We start from the raw sequence: 18,890 nt of genomic DNA on the forward strand, positions 1-18,890 counted from the left end.
AAAGGCTTGCCGTGGCAAGCCTTTGCAAGACGGTCATCAAGCCTGCTGGCGATGCTGCTTTTCCAGCTTCTTCTTGATCCGGTCACGCTTGAGCGTGGACAGGTAATCGACGAACAGCTTGCCGTTGAGGTGGTCGCATTCGTGCTGGATGCACACCGCCAGTAGTCCTTCGGCGATCAGTTCATAGGGCTGGCCGTCGCGGTCCAGGGCCTTGATCTTGACCCGTTGCGGGCGGTCGACGTTTTCATAGAAACCCGGCACCGACAGGCAGCCTTCCTGGTACTGGTCCATCTCGTCGGTCAGGGCTTCGAATTCGGGGTTGATGAACACCCGGGGCTCGCTGCGATCTTCGGACAGGTCCATGACCACGACGCGTTTGTGCACGTTGACCTGGGTCGCCGCCAGACCGATGCCTGGGGCCTCATACATTGTTTCAAACATGTCGTCGACCAACTGACGCACTTCGTCGTCCACTACGGCCACGGGTTTGGCGATAGTGCGCAGGCGCGGATCAGGGAATTCGAGGATGTTTAAAATGGCCATAAGCGTAATTGCTACACGTGTGAAGTAAGGGCGGAGTCGGCGCCCTGACAGGTCCTGGACCTGGGCCGCCGATGCAAAACGTGCTCTGCAAAGGAGCGAGCCGCGCAGGCTCTGGCGTTTTACGCGAGCGCACATAATAAAGGGATTCAGCCCCCGAGGAAATGACTGTTCGCCTTGCCGCCGTTGGGCTGGACCGCCATCGGTCGCCGCTGCAGGCCTGCTCCTGGGGGCGTGACCGAGGTCTGCTCAGCGAGCGCGACCAGCGTTTGGGCGCAGCGTCGGCGAAGTTGGCGGACCGTTTCCCGAGGGCGTCGGGAAACTTGTCCTCAACAAGTTACCAACAGACTTATCCACAGCTTGTTCCGGCGCTGACCGGACCTATGACGATCAAGGATGATCCATGTCGCACTCGATTAGTGCCGCCATTTCCCCCGCGGAACTGGAAGCCCGTTTACGTTTGCATGGCCTGCCCGGTCTGGGACCCAGGCGCTTTCAGCGCCTGCTCCAGGCCTTCGGTTCAGCCGCCAAAGCCCTCAGTGCACCGGCCGGTGCCTGGCATGCCCTGGGCCTGCCGGCCGCCTGCAGCGATGCCCGGCGCAGCGCCGAAGTGCGCGAGGGCGCTCGGCGTGCCTTGGCCTGGATAGACAACCAGGCCCAGCATTTACTGATGTGGGACCAGCCCGGCTACCCGGCCTTGCTGGCCCAGTTGGAGGATGCGCCGCCGCTGTTGTTCGTGGCCGGCGACCCTTCGACTCTGGAACGGCCGCAGCTGGCGATGGTGGGCAGCCGCCGCGCTTCGCCCCCGGGACTGGACACCGCGGCGGCGTTCGCCAGGAGCCTGGCCGGAGCCGGATTCGTGATCACCAGTGGTCTGGCCCTGGGCATCGATGGCGCAGCCCATCAGGCGGCACTGGCCGTTGGCGGGCACACGGTGGGGGTGCTGGGCACCGGCCTGGAAAATTTTTATCCACAGCGCCACCGAGCCTTGGCCCAGGCGATGATCGACCAGGGCAGCGCGGTGGTTTCCGAGTTCGCGCTGGACACCGGTCCGCGGGCGGAGCACTTCCCCCGGCGCAATCGGATCATCAGCGGCCTGTCCCTCGGCGTGCTGGTGGTGGAAGCCAGCGTGGCCAGCGGTTCCCTGATCACCGCCCGCCTGGCGGCGGAACAGGGCCGCGAGGTGTACGCGATTCCCGGTTCCATCCATCACCCCGGTGCGCGGGGCTGTCACCAGCTGATCCGTGATGGCGCGGTATTGGTGGAAAGCGTGCAGGACATTCTCGAAACCCTCAGGGGCTGGCAACACGTGGCACCGCCGGCCGCCGTGCCGGCCGAAACCGCCAGGCATCCGCTGCTGGCCCTGCTCCTGGCCGCGCCCCACAGCAGCGAGGCCCTGGCGCGGGCCAGCGGCTGGCCCCTACCGCGGGTGCTGGCGGCCTTGAGCGAGTTGGAGATCGACGGCCTTGCGGTCAATGAAAACGGCCGCTGGCTGGCACGCCTGGGGTCGAGTTGAGGGCGGTTGCGCGCTGTCGCCAAACCGCAACAGGCCCTAGGTTTTATAGGCAGGATCGGTAAACTGCGCACAGCTTTTATCTGGAGATTCGGCAATGGTCAGCAGTTGGCGTGTGCAACAAGCCGCACGAGAGATTCGCGCAGGGGCGGTGATTGCCTACCCAACCGAAGCGGTCTGGGGCCTGGGGTGCGATCCGTGGAACGAAGAGGCGGTGGATCGCCTGCTGGCGATCAAGTCACGCTCGGTGGACAAGGGCCTGATTCTGATCGCCGACAACATCCATCAGTTCGACTTTCTCTTCGAGGACTTCCCCGACACCTGGATCGAGCGCATGTCCAGCACCTGGCCGGGTCCCAACACCTGGCTGGTGCCCCATCAGAACCTGCTGCCGGAGTGGGTCACCGGGGTGCATGACACGGTGGCGTTGCGGGTCAGCGACCATCCGCTGGTGCGTGAACTGTGCGCGCTGGTGGGACCGCTGATTTCCACCTCGGCCAATCCCCAGGGGCGGCCGGCGGCGCGCACGCGGCTGCGCGTCGAGCAGTACTTCCGTGGGCAACTGGACCTGGTGCTCACCGGCAGCCTGGGCGGGCGCAAGAACCCGAGCCTGATCCGCGATCTGGCCACCGGCAGGGTGGTGCGGCCTTCCTGATTGCTGCGCCGGCTCCCACGGGTCATCGCGACGCGTGTTGCAGGAGCCGGCTGGCCGGCGAAGGCGCTTAGGGCAAGAGCACCGTCGAACCGGTGGTGCGCCGCGCCGACAGCTCGACATGGGCCTTGGCGGCATCCGCCAGGGCGAAGCGCTGGCCAATCTCGATCTTCAACTGGCCGCTGGCGATCATGGCGAACAGATCGTCGGCCATGCGTTGCAGGTTCTCGGCGTTGTTGGCGTAGCTGGCCAGGGTCGGCCGGGTGACATACAGCGAGCCCTTGGCCGAGAGAATCCCCAGGTTCACCCCTTCCACCGCGCCCGAGGCGTTGCCGAAGCTGACCATCAGCCCGCGGGGTGCCAGGCAATCCAGGGAAGTCAGCCAGGTGTCCTTGCCCACACCGTCGTAGACCACCGGGCACTTCTTGCCGTCGGTCAGTTCCAGCACTCGCTGGGCCACGTCTTCATGGCTGTAATCGATGGTTTCCCAGGCACCCAGGGCCTTGGCGATGGCAGCTTTTTCCGGTGAGCTGACGGTGCCGATCAGTTTTACCCCCAGGGCCTTGGCCCACTGGCAGGCCAGGGAACCGACGCCGCCGGCGGCCGCGTGAAACAGCACGGTCTCGCCGCCCTTGAGTTCATAGGTCTGGCGCAGCAGGTACTGCACGGTCAGGCCCTTGAGCATCACCCCGGCGGCCTGTTCGAAGCTGATGGTGTCCGGCAGGTGCACCAGGTTGGCTTCGGGCAGCACGTGCACATCGCTGTAGGCACCCAGCGGGCCGCTGCCATAGGCCACCCGATCGCCGACCTTGAAGCGGGTCACCGCGCTGCCCACGGCTTCCACGACCCCGGCCCCTTCGGCGCCCAGGCCCGACGGAAGCGCCGGCGGTGCGTACAGGCCGCTGCGGAAATAGGTATCGATGAAGTTCAGGCCGATGGCCTGGTTGCTGACGCGAACCTGCTGCGGGCCCGGTTCGGCGGGCTGGTAATCCACACACTCGAGTACTTCGGGGCCGCCATGGGCGCGGAACTGGATACGTTTGGCCATCTGTACTCACTCCTTGGTCGTCGCGTGAAAGGGTTCTATCGGACTCCTCTGCTTGACCTTCGTCAACTGCGAGTGGACACAGTGCGGTGTTATGCTACGCGCCCATTTGCGCCGGCCCCGGTTTCATCCCTGGCGCCGCCTAGCTTTGCCCGATTCAAGGTGATGCCATGACTACCCGCACCGAGGCCGTAAAAGCCTACCTGCTCGACCTGCAAGACCGTATTTGCACTGCCCTGGAAAACGAAGACGGCGGCGCGCGCTTCATCGAGGATGCCTGGACCCGGCCTGCCGGCGGTGGCGGACGCACCCGGGTGATCGGTGGCGGTGCAGTGATCGAAAAGGGCGGGGTCAACTTCTCCCACGTGTTCGGCAGCGGCCTGCCGCCTTCGGCCAGCGCCCATCGTCCGGAACTGGCCGGTCGGGGTTTCGAGGCCCTGGGCGTGTCCCTGGTGATCCACCCGCACAACCCCCATGTGCCGACCTCCCACGCCAACGTGCGTTTCTTCATTGCCGAGAAGGAAGGTGAAGAACCGGTCTGGTGGTTCGGCGGCGGTTTTGACCTGACCCCCTACTACGGCAATGAAGAAGACTGCGTGCACTGGCACCAGGTCGCCGAACGCGCCTGCGCGCCTTTTGGCCCGGACGTCTACCCGCGCTACAAGGCCTGGTGCGACAGCTACTTCCACATCAAGCACCGCAACGAGCCCCGGGGCATCGGCGGCCTGTTCTTCGACGACTTGAACGAGTGGGACTTCGACACCTGCTTCGCTTTCATGCGCGCCATCGGCGATGCCTATATCGAGGCTTACCTGCCCATCGTCCAGCGCCGCAAGACCGCGGCCTACACCGAGCAGCAGCGCGAGTTCCAGGAATTCCGCCGTGGCCGCTACGTGGAGTTCAACCTGGTCTACGACCGTGGCACCCTGTTCGGCCTGCAATCGGGCGGGCGTACCGAATCGATCCTCATGTCGCTGCCGCCGCAAGTGCGCTGGGGCTACGACTGGAAGGCCGAGCCGGGCACCGAAGAGGCGCGCCTGACCGAATACTTCCTGCAGGACCGCGACTGGCTGGCGGCCAGCCACTAACCCGCACCCACCGTGTAGGAGCCGGCTTGCCGGCGAAGAGGCCTTCAAGGCGGACGCGGCTCCTACCCGTGTGTGTTGAGCAAATGGGATGAGAAATGGACCAGTACGTTGTCTTTGGTAATCCGATCGGCCACAGCAAATCACCCTTGATCCACCGGCTGTTCGCCCAGCAGACCGGCCAGCAACTGGAATACAACACCCTGCTGGCGCCCCTGGACGACTTCGCCGGCGCTGCCCGCGATTTCTTCGCCCAGGGCCGTGGTGCCAACGTCACCGTGCCGTTCAAGGAAGACGCCTATCGCCTGTGCGACAGCCTGACCGAGCGCGCGCAACGTGCCGGTGCGGTGAACACCCTGAGCAAGCAGGCCGACGGCCGCCTGTTGGGGGACAACACCGACGGCGCCGGACTGGTGCGCGACTTGACGGTGAACGCCGGGGTCAGCCTCAAGGGCAAGCGCATCCTCCTCCTGGGAGCCGGGGGCGCCGTGCGCGGGGCCCTGGAGCCTTTGCTGGCGCAACAGCCGGCGTCGGTGGTGATTGCCAATCGCACCGTGGAAAAAGCCGAGTTGCTGGCCGAGCTGTTCGCCGATTTGGGGCCGGTGTCGGCCAGCGGCTTCGACTGGCTGGAGGAGTCGGTGGACCTGATCATCAATGCCACTTCCGCCAGCCTGTCTGGGGACTTGCCGCCGATTGCCAGCAGCCTGATCGAACCGGGCCAGACGGTGTGCTACGACATGATGTACGCCAAGGAGCCGACGCCGTTCTGCCGTTGGGCCAGTGAACATGGCGCGGCGTTGGTGCTCGATGGCCTGGGCATGCTGGCCGAACAGGCGGCGGAAGCCTTCTACCTGTGGCGTGGTGTGCGCCCGGACAGCGCCCCGGTGCTGGCCGAACTGCGCCGCCAGTTGGCGCAGTAACCCCTCTCCCCTCGTAGGAGCTGGCTTGCCAGCGAAGGCGGCCTCAAGACCGGCGCCAGGTCCAAGGGCCTCTTCGCCGGCAAGCCGGCTCCTACGTCGAGTGTGGGCAAGACGCCTGCGGGTTCAGTCTTCGAAGTGGATCGGGCAGTGCTCCGGTCCTTCGAGCTTGATCAATTCCTCTTTCACCGCCTGCCGGGCTCGGCGCAGGGTCAGGCTGCGGTCCTGGCGTTTCAGTCGGCGCGCCTCCTGATGCAGCATCGCCACCCCTGAATAGTCGATGAAGTTGATCTGCCGGGCGTCGATCACCAGTTTCGGTGCGTGGCAGCGTTGCATGCGCACTTGCAGGTAATGACTGGCGCCAAAGAAGATCGAGCCGCCGACCCGCAGGACGTCGGCATCGCCCTCGCTGGACTGCTGCACCCGTGGTTGCGACGTGCGCTTGAGGTAGAAGAACAGCGACGCCAGGACCCCGGCATAGATCGCCGTCTGCAACTCCAGGAGCAAGGTGGCGATGCAGGTCAGGCTCATCACCACAAATTCGGCGCGGCTTACCCGGAACAGGTCACGGATGCCCCGATGGTCCACCAGCCCCCAGCAGATCAGCAGGATGCTGCCGGCCATGGCCGGAATCGGGATGTGGGCGATCAGCCCGGCGCCGGCCACCGCGAACAGCGCCACCCACAGCGCCGAGAACACCCCGGCCAGGGGCGAGCGGGCACCGGCTTCATAACTCAAGCCCGAGCGGGTGAAAGAGCCGGAGGACAGGTAGCCGGAGAAAAACGCCCCGACCATGTTCGACAGGCCCTGGGCGCGGACTTCCTGGTTGGCGTCGAGCAGTTGTTCCGAACGTGCCGACAGTGAGCGGGCAATCGACAGGCTGGTGACCAGCCCCAGCATCCCCACCGCCACGGCACTGGGCAGCAGCCGCAGGACCAGATCCAGGTCCAGTGGCAACGGGCTCAAGGGCGGTAGCCGGCCCACGAAGGCGCTGACCAATTTGACGTGGCCGAACACCCCCGGCAGCAACCAGACCACCAGCGCACTGAGCACCAGGCTGAGCAACAGGCTGGGCCAGCGTGGCGCCAGTAGCTTCAGGCCGAGGCCGACGATCAGGCTGCCCAGCCCCAGCAACAGCGAAGGCTTGTCCACAGCGTCCAGGTGTTCCAGCAGCAAGCTCAGGCTATTGAGGGCGGTGGCCTGGTTCGGCAGCTCCAGGCCCAGGAGGTTGGGCAATTGCCCCAGGGCAATCACCACCGCGGCACCGAGGGTGAAGCCCAGCACCACCGAATGCGAGACGAAGTTCACCAGGGCGCCGAAACGCAGCAGCCCCAGCAGCCACTGGAAGATCCCCGCCAGCAGGGTCAGCAGCAGGATCAGGGTGATGTAGTCCTCGGACGCCGGCACCGCCAGGGGGCTGACGCTGGCATACAGCACGATGGAAATCGCTGCCGTGGGCCCGCAGATCAGGTGCCAGGACGAGCCCCAGAGGCAGGCCACCAGCACCGGGACTATGGCCGCGTACAGCCCGTACTCCGGCGGCAGGCCGGCAATCAGCGCATAGGCGATCGATTGCGGCAGGGCGAGGATCGCGCCACTGAGCCCCACCAGCAGATCACGACCGACGCTGGCGCGGGTCTGCTGGGGCAGCCAGCCGAGAAAAGGCAGAAGTGAATGGCGGTTGGGCCAGGCCATGGTTGCTCACGGATGGGGGAATTCGAGGGGGCCAGGGTAATGCATTGTCAGGCTTCGGGCATGTGGCGAGGCTGGCCCCTGATCCCGCAGGAGCCGGCGCACCTTGGGCTACAACTTGGCCTTCACCGCCGCCAGGGCCTCTTTGTCATCGATGGTCCGGACCCCTTGCAGCCACTGCTCCAGCACCGCCGGGTTGGCCTTGATCCAGGCCTTGGCGGCATCGGCGTTGCTGAGCTTGTTGTTCACCACCTCGGCCATGATGGCGTTCTCCATGTCCTGGGTGAACCGCAGGTTGCTCAGGAGCTTGCCGACGTTCGGGCAGGCCTGTGCATAACCTTTGCGCGTCAGGGTGTAGACGCTGCCGCTGGCGCCGAAGTACTGCTCGCCCCCGGTCAGGTAACGCATGTTGAGCTGCACGTTCATCGGGTGCGGGGTCCAGCCGAGGAAGGTCACGAAGCGCTGTTTTTTCGTGGCCCGGGACACCTCGGCGAGCATCGCCTGCTCGCTGGACTCGATCAGCTTCCACTGGCCTAGATTGAACTCGTTGTTCTTGATCATCGCCTGCAGCGACAGGTTGGCTGGAGCACCGGAGCCGATGCCGTAGATCTTCCTGTCGAACTTGTCGGCGAATGTGTTCAGGTCGGCGAAATCATGCACCCCGGCGTCCCACACGTAGTCCGGAACCGCCAGGGTGAACTCGGTGCCTTCCAGATTCTTCGCCAGCTGGATCACCTCGCCATTGGCCACGAACTTGTCGTAGAAGCCCTGCTGCGCCGGCATCCAGTTGCCCAGGAACACATCCACCTGGCCGTCCTTGAGGCCGCCGTAGGTGATGGGCACTGCCAGGGTGTCGATCTTGGCCTTGTAGCCCATGCCCTCCAGCAGAAAGCTGGCGATGGCGTTGGTGGCGGCGATGTCGCTCCAGCCCGGATCGGCCATCTTCACGGTTGCGCACGAGTCGGCCCAGGCGGTTGCGCTGCCCAGAGCCAGGAACCCGACGGCCAGCGCTGTGGATAACGTTTGCATGCTCTTCCCCTTGGATTATTGGTGTTGGCAGGGTTGTGGATAACGCGCCTTGCGCTCCAGATCGTCGAGGTCGATGTGGTTGCGCATGTATTGCGCACTGGCGTCGACCAGGGGCTGGTGATCCCAGCTCTTGCGCGTGCCCCGGTTCAGGGCGTCGGCCACCAGGCGGCGACGGCGCTGGCTGGCCAGGACCTGTTGGTGAATGGTCGGGATGTCCCACTTGGCCCGGGCCTCGGCGAGGAAGGCGTCGAACAGCGCTCGATGCTCGGCCGACTGGCTGAGGTCGATACGCTCTTGCGGGTCGTGGGCGACATCGAAGAGCAGGCACGGGTCGTCTTCGCTGTAGATGAATTTGTAGGCGCCCCGGCGAATCATCATCAGCGGGCTGATAGTGCCTTCGGCCATGTATTCGCCGAACACCTCATCGTGGCCGCCCTGCCCCAGCAGATGGGGGACCAGGGAGCGGCCGTCCAGGGGCAGGTTGGGCTCCACATGGCCGCCGGCCAGTTCCACCAGGGTCGGCAGCAGGTCGGCGGTGGACACCGCGGCGCCGACCCGCCCGGCGGCGAACTGCCCCGGCGCGCAGATCAGCAGCGGCACCCGGGCGGCCATTTCGAACCAGTGCATTTTGTACCAGAGGCCACGCTCGCCGAGCATGTCGCCGTGGTCGCCGGAAAACACGATCAACGTGTCGTCCGCCAGCCCGGTGTCTTCCAGGGTCTGCAGCAGCTTGCCGACGTTGCTGTCGATGTAGCTGCAGGCGCCGAAGTAGGCTCGCCGCGCGTCGCGGATCTTATCCACAGGCAGCGGCTTGTCCCACAGGTCGTAGACCTTGAGCAGGCGCTGGGAGTGCGGGTCCAGCTCGCTCTGGGGCGGGGTCTGGGGCAGTGGAATGTCGTCGTCGCGGTACAGATCCCAGAACGCCTTGGGAATGGTGTAGGGATCGTGGGGATGGGTCATGGACACGGTGAGGCAGAACGGCTGGTCGCCGCCCGCGCGAACGTGGTCGAACAGGTATTGCCGGGCCTTGAACACCACCTCTTCGTCGAAATCCAGTTGGTTGGTGCGCACGCAAGGGCCGGCCTGCAGCACCGAGGACATGTTGTGGTACCAGCTGGGGCGCACCTGGGGCTCATCCCAGTTCACCGCCCAGCCGTAGTCGGCGGGGTAGATGTCGGTGGTCAGGCGTTCTTCGTAGCCGTGCAACTGGTCCGGGCCGCAGAAGTGCATCTTGCCCGACAACGCGGTGCGATAGCCCAGGCGCCGCAGGTAGTGGGCATAGGTGGGCACGTCGGCGGGAAAGTCCGCGGCGTTGTCGTAGGCGCCAATCTTGCTCGGCAACTGGCCGCTGACCAGGGTGAAGCGCGAGGGCGCGCACAGCGGGCTGTTGCAGTAGGCGGCGTCGAACACCACGCCCCGGGCGGCCAGGCGGCTGAGGTGCGGCAGCTGGATCGGCGATGGACCGTAGAACGGCAGCAAGGGCGCGGCCATCTGGTCGGCCATGATGAAAAGAATGTTCTTGCGCTTCATGGGTTCGCGGCATTCCATAGTCGACGGTTATGCGAAAGTGCTGCGATCGAGCATGGATTCCATGTCTTTGGCGGTAAAGCCCATGTGCGGCAATGACTAGGATAAGCACCGCTTATGTATGAAGCCCTTGGTGACCTGTCCCTGGACCTGCTCCGGGTGTTTGAAGCGGCCGCGCGTCTGCGCAGCTTCACCGCGGCGGCGGTGGAACTGGGCACTACCCAGCCGGCCATCAGCCAGCAGATCAAGCGCCTGGAAGAGCAGTTGCAGGTGCGCCTGTTCGACCGCATCTACCGCGGCATCGAACTGACCGAGTCCGGCGCGCTGTTGCTGGAACAGGTGCAGGCCGGCCTGCAGAGCATCGACGCCGGCCTCACGGCCCTGGCCCAGCAGCATCAGCATGAGGTGTTGCAGGTGGCCACGGATTTCGCCTTCGCCGCCTACTGGCTGATGCCGCGCCTGCATCGTTTCCATCAGGCCAACCCCCAGGTGGACGTCAGCCTGGTGACCAGCGAGCGCAGCCACAGCATGTTGCGCAGCGATATCGATGTGGCCGTGCTGTTCGGCGACGGACGTTTCAAGCATGGCGAAAGCCACTGGCTGTTCAGCGAGGAAGTGTTTCCGGTGTGCAGCCCGCTGCTGCTCAAGGAGCGCCTGGCGCCCCTGCCCGCCCAGGCCCTGCTGGAGATGCCGCTGCTGCACCTGCGGGGGGAAAACGCCAGTCACTGGTTCGACTGGAGCGGGGTGTTCCGCGAACTGGGCCTGGCCGGCGCCCCGCCCCCGGGGCAATTGCGTTTCGACAATTACACCCTGCTGATCCAGGCGGCCATCGGCGGCCAAGGCGTGGCCATCGGCTGGCGTCATCTGGTGGACGATCTGCTGGCACAGGGGCTGTTGTGCCGGCCGATCGCCCAGAGTGCGCTGTCCGTCTACGGCTATTACGTGGTGCTGCCGCCGCGCAAGCGTCGCGGACCGTTGATCCAGCGCTTCGTCGACTGGCTGATGGCCGAGCAGGCCGGCAGTGCCCAGTCCCTCAGGGGGCTGGCGTTGCCGTCCATTGCCCTGTAGACGGCACCTTGAACAGGCTCCACAGGGACAGTGCGCCGTTGCCCAGGCACACCAGCGCCAGCGATACCACCGCGAGGAAGGCCAGGTATTCCCAGCCGCCCCCCGGGCTGGTGTAGATCCAGCCGTGGGCGCCGTGGACGAAGACGATCGCCCCCAGCAGCATCGGCATCAGCCCCAGGGCGATCCAGCGCACGCCGACCCCGAGGATCAGCAGCAAGCCCCCCACCAGCTCGGCGCACACCGCCGGGTAGGTCAGCCACTCGGGCATGCCGGTGGCGCCGAACAGCTTGAGGGTGCCCGGCCAGCCCAGGACCAGGATCTTGAACAGGGCGTGGGCGACGTACATGGCGCCCAGGGCCAGGCGCAGGAACAGGGCGGCCCATTGTTCCGGTGCCTGGAGCGGCGATCTGATTGGGAGTGCAGGCATATGACAAGTCCTTGTGTGGTTGGGAAGGTTGCGGATTGCTGAGTGTCCGGCGGTCAAACGATGGCCACCGAGGCGCCGACCAGTAACAGCACGCCGATGTGGACGTTGCTGCGAAACAGGTGGTTGCAGGGCTCCGGGTGGTCCGGGCTGAACAGGCTGAGTTGGTAGGCCAGGGCCAGGGCGATTGGCAGCAGCAGGATGAAAAAGCCCGGGTTGGCACCGGCCAGCAGGCCCGCGCCGCACCAGCACAGCAGGGTCATGGCGTAGAACCCGGCGATCCAGGTCCTGCCCCGTTCGGCGAACAGCGTGGCGGTGGAGCGCAGGCCCATGTTCAGGTCGTCCTCACGGTCGCTGTAGGCATAGAGGGTGTCGTAGCCCAACTGCCAGAACAGGCAGCCCAGCCACAGCGCCAGCGCACTGGGTTGCAGGCTGCCGGTGGTTTCCACGCTGGCCATGAGCACGCCCCAGTTGAACACCGCGCCGAGAAACGCCTGGGGCCAGTGGGTGAAGCGCTTGAACAGCGGATAGACCAGGGTCAGGGGCACGCAGCACAGGGCCAGCAGCACCGTCGCCGGTTGCAGAAGCGGCAGCAACCCGGCGGCCAGCAGCAACGTTGCGGCCAGGCAGGCCAGGGCTTGGGCGAGGCTCAGCGAACCCTGGGCCAGGGGCCGCTGGCGGGTGCGGTTGACCCGGGCGTCGAAGCCGCGATCGAGGATGTCGTTGATGCAGCAGCCGGCACTGCGCATCAGCAGGGCGCCGAGGGCGAACACCAGCGCGGTGCCGACCGGGGGAATGCGCCCGGCGCAGAGGATCAGCGCGGCCAGGGCCGGCAGCAGGGTCAGCCAGGTGCCGATGGGCCGGTCCAGGCGCATCAGGCGGGCGTAGGCCTGCCAGGATCGCGGCAGGCGGGTCGCGACCCAGTCATGGGCGCGGATGTCATTGAGGTCGGGGCTTGCGGGCATCTTCGGTCCCTGAATGTGAGCACGGTGTTGATCACGACCCAGCGCTTTCAAGTGTTCAAAAAACACGCAGGCCGGTGGCGGTCACTGAACGTCGGGCAAGCCGCTGCCGTGATCGCACGGGTTGATTTTCAGTGCCATCTGCTTGCTGGTCGGATGCGCTAAAGTTGCCCGCCCCCGCCCGTTGCGGCAAGGGAACAATCCGCAATAGCCTCCTGCAGGATCTGCAATATGCTCCGTGATGAAGTGCCCCGCGTTCCGCGTATCGACCTCAACCTGCTGCGGGTTTTCGATGCGGTCTATGAGGACCGCAGCATCCTGCTGGCCAGCAAGCGCCTGCATCTGAGCCAGTCGGCGGTCAGCCATGCCCTGACCCGGCTGCGCGAGTCCTTGCAGGACGAGCTGTTCATTCGCACGGCCAAGGGCATGCAGCCGTCGGCCCGGGCCGAGGCGATTGCCGGCCCGCTGCGCGAGGCGCTGCTGACCATTCAACACACGGTCGGCGTGGAGCCATTCGACCCTGCCCGCGCGACGCGTACCTTCACCCTGGCGGCCAACGACTACCTGAGTTCGGTGCTGTTGGCGCCCTTGCTGCGGCGCCTGGCCCAGGTGGCGCCGGGGGTGGATCTGGTGGTGCGTCCGGCGACCCGCCTGGACCTGGCCGAGCAGATCGATGTCGGACGTATCGATCTGGCCGTCGGGGTGTTTGCCGAGTTGCCGCAGCGGGTGCACAGCGCCTGTCTCTGGCGGCAGCAGGATGAGTTGCTGATGTGCCCCGAGCATCCCTTGCTCGACCTGCCCGTACTGACGCTTGAGGCCCTGGCGGACCAGCCGTTGATCACGCTGTCGGTGGGCGGGCAGGAGGAAGGCGCGGTCAACGGCTACATTCTCGAGCGCGGCATTGCCCGGCAGTCGGAGATGTTCGATCGCCAGCGCCTGGAGCAGGCACTGGCGGCGATTGGCCGGCGTCCCCAGTACAAGGTCACCCTGCCCCATGCCCTGGTGCTGCCGCAGTTGCTGGAGCAGTCGCGCCTGGTGGCGATTGTGCCGGAACCCTTGGCCCGGGCCTTCGAGCAGCGTTTTGGCCTGTGCCGGCGGGCGCTGCCGCTGGCGGTCGAGCCCTCATCGCTGCTGGCGATCTGGCACGGGCGCAACAGTGCCGACCCGGCCCATCTCTGGTTGCGCCAGCAACTGCTGGAGGTGGCGGCGACGCTGGCGCAAGCGCTTTGAGCCGGTCGGCTTTCGGTGTTTTCATGGGGCCGGTGTTTTCTTCACAGCGGGTGTTCTGCATCTGTGGCGAGCCTTGAGGGCTCGTCTTTATCGCGAGGCTTTGCATGCAACGGATCAAGGGCTATCACGCCCATGTCTACTTTGACGCCAGCACCCTGGAGCGCGCCCGGGCCTTGTGCGAACAGGCGGCGCAGTTGTTCGAGCTGAAAATGGGCCGGGTGCACCAGCGGCCGGTTGGACCGCATCCGGACTGGAGCTGCCAGCTGGCGTTCGCGCCAGAGGTGTTTGCCCAGGTGGTGCCGTGGCTGGCCCTCAACCGTCAGGGGCTGGTGGTGTTCCTGCACCCGGATACCGGGGACGATCTGCGGGATCACACCGATCATGCGATCTGGATGGGGGCCATGCGGCCGCTGGATCTGACAGGGTTCTGAGGGGGCGCCTGGCCGGGCAGCCGGCTCCCGCGGGGGAGTCGGCTGGTTGAAAAACGATCAGTAGAGCACGCCGTCGAGGATCTCGTAGACGATGCCGGTGCCCACGGCCATCAGGAAGATATCGCCGCCCATGCGTCGCCATTCATAGCCCGGGTAGACCGGCAGGCGTGACAGGGCGCGCCCATCCAGGCGTTCGCCGTAGTAACCGCGGGGCAAGGGTTGGCCGCGCACCAGGCGGATGCCGGGAGGTGGAGGGGCGCCCCGCACGAAGTAGCCGCGATTGTCGTGGATGGTCTGGCGTACCGGGCCGAAGTCCCGCGGTGGGCCACCGCGCCGGTCGTTGTCCGGGCCGCGGTGTTCGTTGCCTCGATTGTCCCAATGGCCCGGCGGTGGTCCTCCACGATCATCGCCATGGCCATGGTCGCCGCGTTCGTCGGCCATCACGTGCAGCAACGGGCTGGCGCCGAGCAGCAGCACCACGGCTCCGGCAATCAGACGTTTGGGCATTTTCATCAGGCATTCCTCGCAGCACAAACAACAAAAAGGGTTTCAGAACAGCGGTTCTGAAACCCTCGGTCTTGTCTGTTTAGTGTGCGTCCAGAGGCGCTAATTCCTCTGTATCAGGAACTTTACCCTCAGCTGACCCGGGCCTTACGTACGCCTTCGGCCAGGGCCGCGCACAGGCTCAGGACACCGTCCACCGCTTGCTCGGAAGACTCGGCATGGGCGATGTGGTCGATCAGCGCCGAGCCCACCACCACGCCGTCCGCCAGACGGGCGATGGCGGCCGCTTGCTCCGGGGTACGGATGCCGAAACCGATGCTGATCGGCAGCTCGGTGTGGCGGCGCAGGCGGGCCACGGCTTCTTCCACGTGTTCCAGGGTGGCGGCGCCGGCACCGGTCACTCCGGCCACCGAGACGTAGTAGACAAAGCCGGAACTGCCGTCGAGGACCTTGGGCAGGCGCGCGTCGTCGGTGGTTGGGGTGGTGAGGCGGATGAAGTCGATGCCGGCGGCCTGGGCCGGGTCGCACAGCTCGCTGTTATGTTCCGGCGGCATGTCCACCACGATCAGGCCGTCGACCCCGGCGGCCTTGGCGTCGGCAATGAAGCGCGGCACGCCGTAGTGGTGGATCGGGTTGAAGTAGCCCATCAGCACCAGCGGGGTGTCGCTGTTGCCTGCGCGGAACTCGCGGACCATCTGCAGGGTTTTCGCCAGGTTTTGCTTGGCGCCCAGGGCGCGGATGTTGGCCAGCTGGATCGCCGGGCCGTCGGCCATCGGGTCGGTGAAGGGCATGCCCAGTTCGATCACGTCGGCGCCCGCCGCGGGCAGGCCCTTGAGGATCGCCAGGGAGGTGTCGTAATTGGGGTCGCCGGCGGTGACGAAGGTCACCAGGGCCGCGCGGTTCTGTTGCTTCAGCTCGGCAAAGCGGGTTTGCAGGCGGCTCATCAGTGTTTCTCCTGCTGGGACTGTTGCATGTGGTGCATGACGGTCTGCATGTCTTTGTCGCCACGCCCCGAGAGGTTGACCACCATCAGGTGATCCTTGGGCAGGGTCGGCGCGCGCTTGAACACTTCGGCCAGGGCGTGGGCGCTTTCCAGGGCCGGGATGATGCCTTCCAGGCGGCAGCACTGGTGGAACGCGGCCAGGGCTTCGTCGTCGGTCACCGAGGTGTATTCGACGCGGCCGATATCGTGCAACCAGGCGTGTTCCGGGCCGATGCCGGGGTAGTCGAGGCCGGCGGAAATCGAGTGGGCGTCGATGATCTGGCCATCGTCGTCCTGCAGCAGGAAGGTGCGGTTGCCGTGCAGCACGCCCGGTACGCCGCCGTTGAGGCTGGCGGCATGCTTGCCGGTCTCGATGCCGTAGCCGGCGGCTTCTACGCCGATGATCTGCACGCTTTTATCGTCGAGGAACGGGTGGAACAGGCCCATGGCGTTGGAGCCGCCGCCGATGCACGCCACCAGGCTGTCCGGCAGGCGGCCTTCCTGGGCTTGCAGCTGTTCGCGGGTTTCCTTGCCGATCACCGCCTGGAAGTCGCGGACCATGGCCGGGTACGGGTGCGGACCGGCCACGGTGCCGATCAGGTAGAAGGTGCTGTCGACGTTGGTCACCCAGTCGCGCAGGGCTTCGTTCATGGCGTCTTTCAGGGTGCCGGTGCCGGCCACGACCGGGATCACTTCGGCGCCCAGCAGCTTCATGCGGAACACGTTGGCCTGCTGGCGCTCGATGTCGGTGGTGCCCATGTAGATCACGCATTCCAGGCCAAAGCGCGCGGCCACGGTGGCGGTGGCCACGCCGTGCATGCCGGCGCCGGTCTCGGCGATGATGCGTTTCTTGCCCATGCGCCGGGCCAGGAGGATCTGGCCGATGCAGTTGTTGATCTTGTGCGCGCCGGTGTGGTTCAGCTCTTCGCGCTTGAGGTAGATCTTGGCGCCGCCGCAGTGTTCGGTCAGGCGTTCGGCGAAGTACAGCGGGCTTGGGCGGCCGACGTAGTCGCGCTGGAAGTAGGCCAGCTCCTTGAGGAACTCGGGATCTTCCTTGGCCTTTTCGTATTCGCGGGCCAGGTCGAGGATCAGCGGCATCAGGGTTTCGGCCACGTAACGGCCGCCGAACGCGCCGAACAGGCCGTTGTCGTCTGGACCATTACGCAATTGGGACTGAGTCATTGCAGCGCTCCCGGGCAAGGGTGGGGAAAGACAAATTCGTGGAAAGACAATGGGGCTCACTCTACCCCTGACACCGAAGGCTGAAAACCGATAAGATCGCCGCAACCTGTCAGGAAAACTCACCTATCCCATGAGCCGCGACCTGCCCCCCCTGAATGCCCTGCGGGCCTTCGAAGCCACCGCCCGGCTTAACAGCGTCAGCCAGGCTGCCGAACAACTGCATGTCACCCATGGCGCGGTGAGCCGGCAGTTGAAAGTGCTGGAGGAACACCTGGGCCTGAGCCTGTTCGTCAAGGATGGACGTGGCATTAAACTCACAGATGCCGGGGTTCGGCTGCGCGATGCCAGCAGCGAGGCCTTCGAGCGGCTGCGGGACGTCTGCGGCGAGCTGACCCGGGGCAGCGCCGACGCGCCGTTCGTCCTGGGTTGCTCCGGCAGCCTGCTGGCGCGCTGGCTGATTCCGCGCCTGGGGCGCCTGAATGCCGACCTGCCGGACCTGCGCCTGCACCTCTCCGCCGGTGAAGGGGACCTGGATCCCCGGCGCCCGGGGCTGGATGCCCTGCTGGTGTTTGCCGAGCCGCCGTGGCCGGCGGACATGCAGGTCTATGAGCTGGCCTGCGAGCGCATCGGGCCGGTGCTCAGCCCGCGCTATGGCGGTTACTCGCGGTTGCGCACGGCGCCGGCCACGGCCCTTGGCGCGGAGTCGCTGCTGCACACCACGTCGCGTCCCCAGGCCTGGCCCAGCTGGGCTCGACACAACGGCATCGCCGCCGAGGCGCTGAAGTACGGGCAGGGGTTCGAACATCTGTATTACTTGCTGGAAGCGGCGGTGGCCGGGCTGGGCGTGGCAATCGCGCCGGAGCCGCTGGTGGCCGAGGACTTGCTGGCGGGCAGGCTGGTTGCCCCGTGGGGGTTTTCCGACACCCCGGGGCAACTGGCACTGTGGTTACCCAAGCGCGCCGCGGATGGGCGCGCCCGACAGTTGGCGCAGTGGTTGAAAAACGAACTGCGCCAGCCGGTTTAGTTGCCGCGCTTGCACAGCAGGTAGGCGGCCAGCAGGCCGATGGCCCCGACCGCGACACCGGCGGTCGCCCACGGGTGTTCCTGGGCGTAGTCGCGGGTGGCGATACCGGTTTCCCGGGTTTTCACTTTGACTTCTTCATAGGCATCGCTGATCAGGCTGCGGGAATGCTTGAGGGCATTCTCGGCGTTGCTCTTGAGGGCCTTGAGGGTCTTGCGCGATTCGTCGGTCGCATCGTCCTTGAGGCTTTCCAGGGATTTGAGCAGGCTTTCGATCTCGGCTTCCATACTTTCCAGTGAGGCTTTGCGTAACGAGGTGTTGGCCATGTCGGCTCTCCTGCAGGGTAGTGAACGGACTCTGTAGGTTCCGACTGCGGCCCGTTCGGAAAGTGCAGAAAATCTGAACTAGCCGTGAGCAATGGCGCCCCAAGTAATAAGAAAAATCACTGCTAGGCTGTATTTCACAGCAAAAAAGGAGAGCGCCATGACTGATCATCACACCTACAAGAAAGTCGAACTGGTGGGTTCGTCGCCGAACAGCATCGAAGAGGCAATCAATAACGCGCTGGCCGAGGCGCATAAAAGCATCAAGCACCTGGAGTGGTTCGAAGTGACCGAAACCCGCGGCCATATCAAGGACGGCAAGGCCGCGCATTTTCAGGTCACCCTCAAGGTCGGCTTCCGGATTGCCAATAGTTAAAAGCTTGAGCTAGGCTCTGGAACTTGTGCGCTGGCCGAGTGCCATAGGAAATGGCAAAGCGCTACAACTGTCTTGAGCCTCTGTCAGGCTGGCGTCAACGCCGCCTCTTTTGATCCGACCAGGGAATGCGACCGATGAAAAAACTAGTATTAGCAGCTGCTTTGTTGAGTCTTGCGGGAACAGCCCTTGCCGCCGGCAAGCCGTGCGAGGAGCTGAAAAGCGAGATCGCCGCGAAGATCGACGCCAAGGGCGCCAAGCATTATTCGCTGGAAGTGGTCGACAAAGGCGCGGCGGCGGATGGCAAAGTGGTTGGAACCTGCGAAGCGGGTTCCAAGGAGATTGTCTACAAGCGCGGTTGAACCCCTGTAGATGTTCAATAAAAAGCCG

21 protein-coding genes are annotated in these 18,890 nt (G+C 65.4%); 10 read left to right on the forward strand and 11 right to left on the reverse strand.

The annotated features are described in order from the left end of the window. Positions 1-36: 36 nt before the first annotated feature. Complete coding sequence (gene def, locus PST29_RS00120) at positions 37-543, reverse strand: peptide deformylase (RefSeq protein WP_011058411.1); 507 nt, start codon at positions 541-543, stop codon at positions 37-39. Positions 544-943: 400 nt separating this feature from the next. On the opposite strand from def, the gene dprA reads away from it, so the two are divergent. Then, positions 944-2,056, forward strand: a complete 1,113-nt coding sequence (gene dprA / locus PST29_RS00125; RefSeq protein ID WP_060842052.1) for a DNA-processing protein DprA — start codon at positions 944-946, stop codon at positions 2,054-2,056. A 94-nt stretch (positions 2,057-2,150) separates the two neighbouring features. Further along, entirely contained in the window at positions 2,151-2,708 is a 558-nt protein-coding gene (locus PST29_RS00130; protein ID WP_060836831.1) for an L-threonylcarbamoyladenylate synthase, read from the forward strand. Between the two features lie 67 nt (positions 2,709-2,775). Here PST29_RS00130 and PST29_RS00135 read toward each other — a convergent pair whose 3' ends face one another. Beyond that, positions 2,776-3,753, reverse strand: coding sequence for an NADPH:quinone reductase (locus PST29_RS00135; protein ID WP_060842053.1), 978 nt, complete (start codon positions 3,751-3,753; stop codon positions 2,776-2,778). Between the two features lie 167 nt (positions 3,754-3,920). Between PST29_RS00135 and hemF the strand changes: the two genes are divergently transcribed. Together hemF and aroE are read left to right on the forward strand one after the other, a co-directional pair. Next, the gene (gene hemF / locus PST29_RS00140; protein WP_060842054.1) at positions 3,921-4,838 is read left to right on the forward strand and encodes an oxygen-dependent coproporphyrinogen oxidase; all 918 of its coding nucleotides are present in this window, start codon (positions 3,921-3,923) and stop codon (positions 4,836-4,838) included. 95 nt (positions 4,839-4,933) lie between these two features. Continuing rightward, entirely contained in the window at positions 4,934-5,755 is an 822-nt protein-coding gene (aroE, locus tag PST29_RS00145) for a shikimate dehydrogenase (protein WP_060842055.1), read from the forward strand. Between the two features lie 123 nt (positions 5,756-5,878). Here the strand turns inward: aroE and PST29_RS00150 are convergent, their stop codons facing one another. The 3 genes from PST29_RS00150 to betC form a co-directional block, all read right to left on the reverse strand. Then, the gene (locus PST29_RS00150) at positions 5,879-7,447 is read right to left on the reverse strand and encodes a SulP family inorganic anion transporter (RefSeq protein ID WP_060842056.1); all 1,569 of its coding nucleotides are present in this window, start codon (positions 7,445-7,447) and stop codon (positions 5,879-5,881) included. A 108-nt stretch (positions 7,448-7,555) separates the two neighbouring features. After that, positions 7,556-8,473, reverse strand: a complete 918-nt coding sequence (gene choX / locus PST29_RS00155; protein WP_060842057.1) for a choline ABC transporter substrate-binding protein — start codon at positions 8,471-8,473, stop codon at positions 7,556-7,558. A 15-nt stretch (positions 8,474-8,488) separates the two neighbouring features. Further along, a complete protein-coding gene (gene betC, locus PST29_RS00160) occupies positions 8,489-10,003 on the reverse strand; it encodes a choline-sulfatase (RefSeq protein WP_060836837.1) in 1,515 nt (504 codons plus the stop codon). Between the two features lie 114 nt (positions 10,004-10,117). On the opposite strand from betC, the gene PST29_RS00165 reads away from it, so the two are divergent. After that, a complete protein-coding gene (locus PST29_RS00165; RefSeq protein WP_060842058.1) occupies positions 10,118-11,068 on the forward strand; it encodes a choline sulfate utilization transcriptional regulator in 951 nt (316 codons plus the stop codon). Here the strand turns inward: PST29_RS00165 and PST29_RS00170 are convergent. Both PST29_RS00170 and ubiA read right to left on the reverse strand, forming a co-directional pair. Beyond that, positions 11,034-11,495 carry a DoxX family protein gene (locus tag PST29_RS00170; RefSeq protein WP_060836839.1) on the reverse strand — a complete coding sequence of 154 codons (462 nt, stop codon included), beginning with the start codon at positions 11,493-11,495 and terminating at the stop codon, positions 11,034-11,036. The two genes, PST29_RS00165 and PST29_RS00170, sit on opposite strands and share 35 nt — an antisense overlap. A 53-nt stretch (positions 11,496-11,548) precedes the next feature. After that, positions 11,549-12,457: a 4-hydroxybenzoate octaprenyltransferase gene (gene ubiA / locus PST29_RS00175; protein ID WP_060842059.1), complete on the reverse strand. Its 909-nt coding sequence runs from the start codon at positions 12,455-12,457 to the stop codon at positions 11,549-11,551. 228 nt (positions 12,458-12,685) lie between these two features. Here ubiA and PST29_RS00180 point away from each other — a divergent pair, with 228 nt between their 5' ends. Then, a complete protein-coding gene (locus PST29_RS00180) occupies positions 12,686-13,684 on the forward strand; it encodes a LysR family transcriptional regulator (protein WP_060836841.1) in 999 nt (332 codons plus the stop codon). A gap of 104 nt (positions 13,685-13,788) precedes the next feature. Beyond that, positions 13,789-14,115, forward strand: coding sequence for a DOPA 4,5-dioxygenase family protein (locus PST29_RS00185; RefSeq protein ID WP_060836842.1), 327 nt, complete (start codon positions 13,789-13,791; stop codon positions 14,113-14,115). Positions 14,116-14,172: 57 nt separating this feature from the next. Here PST29_RS00185 and PST29_RS00190 read toward each other — a convergent pair whose 3' ends face one another. The 3 genes from PST29_RS00190 to trpB all read right to left on the reverse strand — a co-directional run bounded on the left by PST29_RS00190 (position 14,173) and on the right by trpB (position 16,783). Continuing rightward, positions 14,173-14,628: an anti-virulence regulator CigR family protein gene (locus PST29_RS00190; RefSeq protein ID WP_060842060.1), complete on the reverse strand. Its 456-nt coding sequence runs from the start codon at positions 14,626-14,628 to the stop codon at positions 14,173-14,175. Between the two features lie 122 nt (positions 14,629-14,750). Further along, positions 14,751-15,563 carry a tryptophan synthase subunit alpha gene (trpA, locus tag PST29_RS00195; protein WP_060836844.1) on the reverse strand — a complete coding sequence of 271 codons (813 nt, stop codon included), beginning with the start codon at positions 15,561-15,563 and terminating at the stop codon, positions 14,751-14,753. Then, complete coding sequence (trpB, locus tag PST29_RS00200; protein ID WP_060836845.1) at positions 15,563-16,783, reverse strand: tryptophan synthase subunit beta; 1,221 nt, start codon at positions 16,781-16,783, stop codon at positions 15,563-15,565. The genes trpA and trpB overlap by 1 nt, the downstream gene beginning before the upstream one ends. Before the next feature lie 130 nt (positions 16,784-16,913). On the opposite strand from trpB, the gene PST29_RS00205 reads away from it, so the two are divergent. Then, positions 16,914-17,807 carry a LysR family transcriptional regulator gene (locus tag PST29_RS00205; RefSeq protein WP_060842061.1) on the forward strand — a complete coding sequence of 298 codons (894 nt, stop codon included), beginning with the start codon at positions 16,914-16,916 and terminating at the stop codon, positions 17,805-17,807. Here PST29_RS00205 and PST29_RS00210 read toward each other — a convergent pair. After that, a complete protein-coding gene (locus PST29_RS00210; RefSeq protein WP_016965135.1) occupies positions 17,804-18,130 on the reverse strand; it encodes a DUF883 family protein in 327 nt (108 codons plus the stop codon). The genes PST29_RS00205 and PST29_RS00210 overlap by 4 nt on opposite strands. A gap of 157 nt (positions 18,131-18,287) precedes the next feature. Here PST29_RS00210 and PST29_RS00215 point away from each other — a divergent pair, with 157 nt between their 5' ends. Together PST29_RS00215 and PST29_RS00220 are read left to right on the forward strand one after the other, a co-directional pair. Further along, entirely contained in the window at positions 18,288-18,503 is a 216-nt protein-coding gene (locus tag PST29_RS00215; RefSeq protein WP_016965134.1) for a dodecin, read from the forward strand. A 134-nt stretch (positions 18,504-18,637) separates the two neighbouring features. Continuing rightward, the gene (locus tag PST29_RS00220) at positions 18,638-18,862 is read left to right on the forward strand and encodes a DUF1161 domain-containing protein (RefSeq protein ID WP_060836847.1); all 225 of its coding nucleotides are present in this window, start codon (positions 18,638-18,640) and stop codon (positions 18,860-18,862) included. Positions 18,863-18,890 lie beyond the last annotated feature (28 nt).

This window comes from Pseudomonas sp. St29 (assembly GCF_001547915.1).
In the GTDB taxonomy this organism is placed as follows: domain Bacteria; phylum Pseudomonadota; class Gammaproteobacteria; order Pseudomonadales; family Pseudomonadaceae; genus Aquipseudomonas.

What these genes read in the sequence shown, in the direction of transcription:
- PST29_RS00215 (WP_016965134.1), top strand. Translation starts at nt 18,288, where the DNA reads ATGACTGATCATCACACCTACAAGAAAGTCGAACTGGTGGGTTCGTCG.
- betC (WP_060836837.1), bottom strand. Translation starts at nt 10,003, where the DNA reads ATGAAGCGCAAGAACATTCTTTTCATCATGGCCGACCAGATGGCCGCG.
- PST29_RS00150 (WP_060842056.1), bottom strand. Translation starts at nt 7,447, where the DNA reads ATGGCCTGGCCCAACCGCCATTCACTTCTGCCTTTTCTCGGCTGGCTG.
- ubiA (WP_060842059.1), bottom strand. Translation starts at nt 12,457, where the DNA reads ATGCCCGCAAGCCCCGACCTCAATGACATCCGCGCCCATGACTGGGTC.
- PST29_RS00185 (WP_060836842.1), top strand. Translation starts at nt 13,789, where the DNA reads ATGCAACGGATCAAGGGCTATCACGCCCATGTCTACTTTGACGCCAGC.
- dprA (WP_060842052.1), top strand. Translation starts at nt 944, where the DNA reads ATGTCGCACTCGATTAGTGCCGCCATTTCCCCCGCGGAACTGGAAGCC.
- PST29_RS00130 (WP_060836831.1), top strand. Translation starts at nt 2,151, where the DNA reads ATGGTCAGCAGTTGGCGTGTGCAACAAGCCGCACGAGAGATTCGCGCA.
- PST29_RS00165 (WP_060842058.1), top strand. Translation starts at nt 10,118, where the DNA reads ATGTATGAAGCCCTTGGTGACCTGTCCCTGGACCTGCTCCGGGTGTTT.
- def (WP_011058411.1), bottom strand. Translation starts at nt 543, where the DNA reads ATGGCCATTTTAAACATCCTCGAATTCCCTGATCCGCGCCTGCGCACT.
- PST29_RS00180 (WP_060836841.1), top strand. Translation starts at nt 12,686, where the DNA reads ATGCTCCGTGATGAAGTGCCCCGCGTTCCGCGTATCGACCTCAACCTG.
- hemF (WP_060842054.1), top strand. Translation starts at nt 3,921, where the DNA reads ATGACTACCCGCACCGAGGCCGTAAAAGCCTACCTGCTCGACCTGCAA.
- PST29_RS00210 (WP_016965135.1), bottom strand. Translation starts at nt 18,130, where the DNA reads ATGGCCAACACCTCGTTACGCAAAGCCTCACTGGAAAGTATGGAAGCC.
- trpB (WP_060836845.1), bottom strand. Translation starts at nt 16,783, where the DNA reads ATGACTCAGTCCCAATTGCGTAATGGTCCAGACGACAACGGCCTGTTC.
- PST29_RS00170 (WP_060836839.1), bottom strand. Translation starts at nt 11,495, where the DNA reads ATGCCTGCACTCCCAATCAGATCGCCGCTCCAGGCACCGGAACAATGG.
- choX (WP_060842057.1), bottom strand. Translation starts at nt 8,473, where the DNA reads ATGCAAACGTTATCCACAGCGCTGGCCGTCGGGTTCCTGGCTCTGGGC.
- PST29_RS00135 (WP_060842053.1), bottom strand. Translation starts at nt 3,753, where the DNA reads ATGGCCAAACGTATCCAGTTCCGCGCCCATGGCGGCCCCGAAGTACTC.
- PST29_RS00205 (WP_060842061.1), top strand. Translation starts at nt 16,914, where the DNA reads ATGAGCCGCGACCTGCCCCCCCTGAATGCCCTGCGGGCCTTCGAAGCC.
- trpA (WP_060836844.1), bottom strand. Translation starts at nt 15,563, where the DNA reads ATGAGCCGCCTGCAAACCCGCTTTGCCGAGCTGAAGCAACAGAACCGC.
- PST29_RS00190 (WP_060842060.1), bottom strand. Translation starts at nt 14,628, where the DNA reads ATGAAAATGCCCAAACGTCTGATTGCCGGAGCCGTGGTGCTGCTGCTC.
- aroE (WP_060842055.1), top strand. Translation starts at nt 4,934, where the DNA reads ATGGACCAGTACGTTGTCTTTGGTAATCCGATCGGCCACAGCAAATCA.
- PST29_RS00220 (WP_060836847.1), top strand. Translation starts at nt 18,638, where the DNA reads ATGAAAAAACTAGTATTAGCAGCTGCTTTGTTGAGTCTTGCGGGAACA.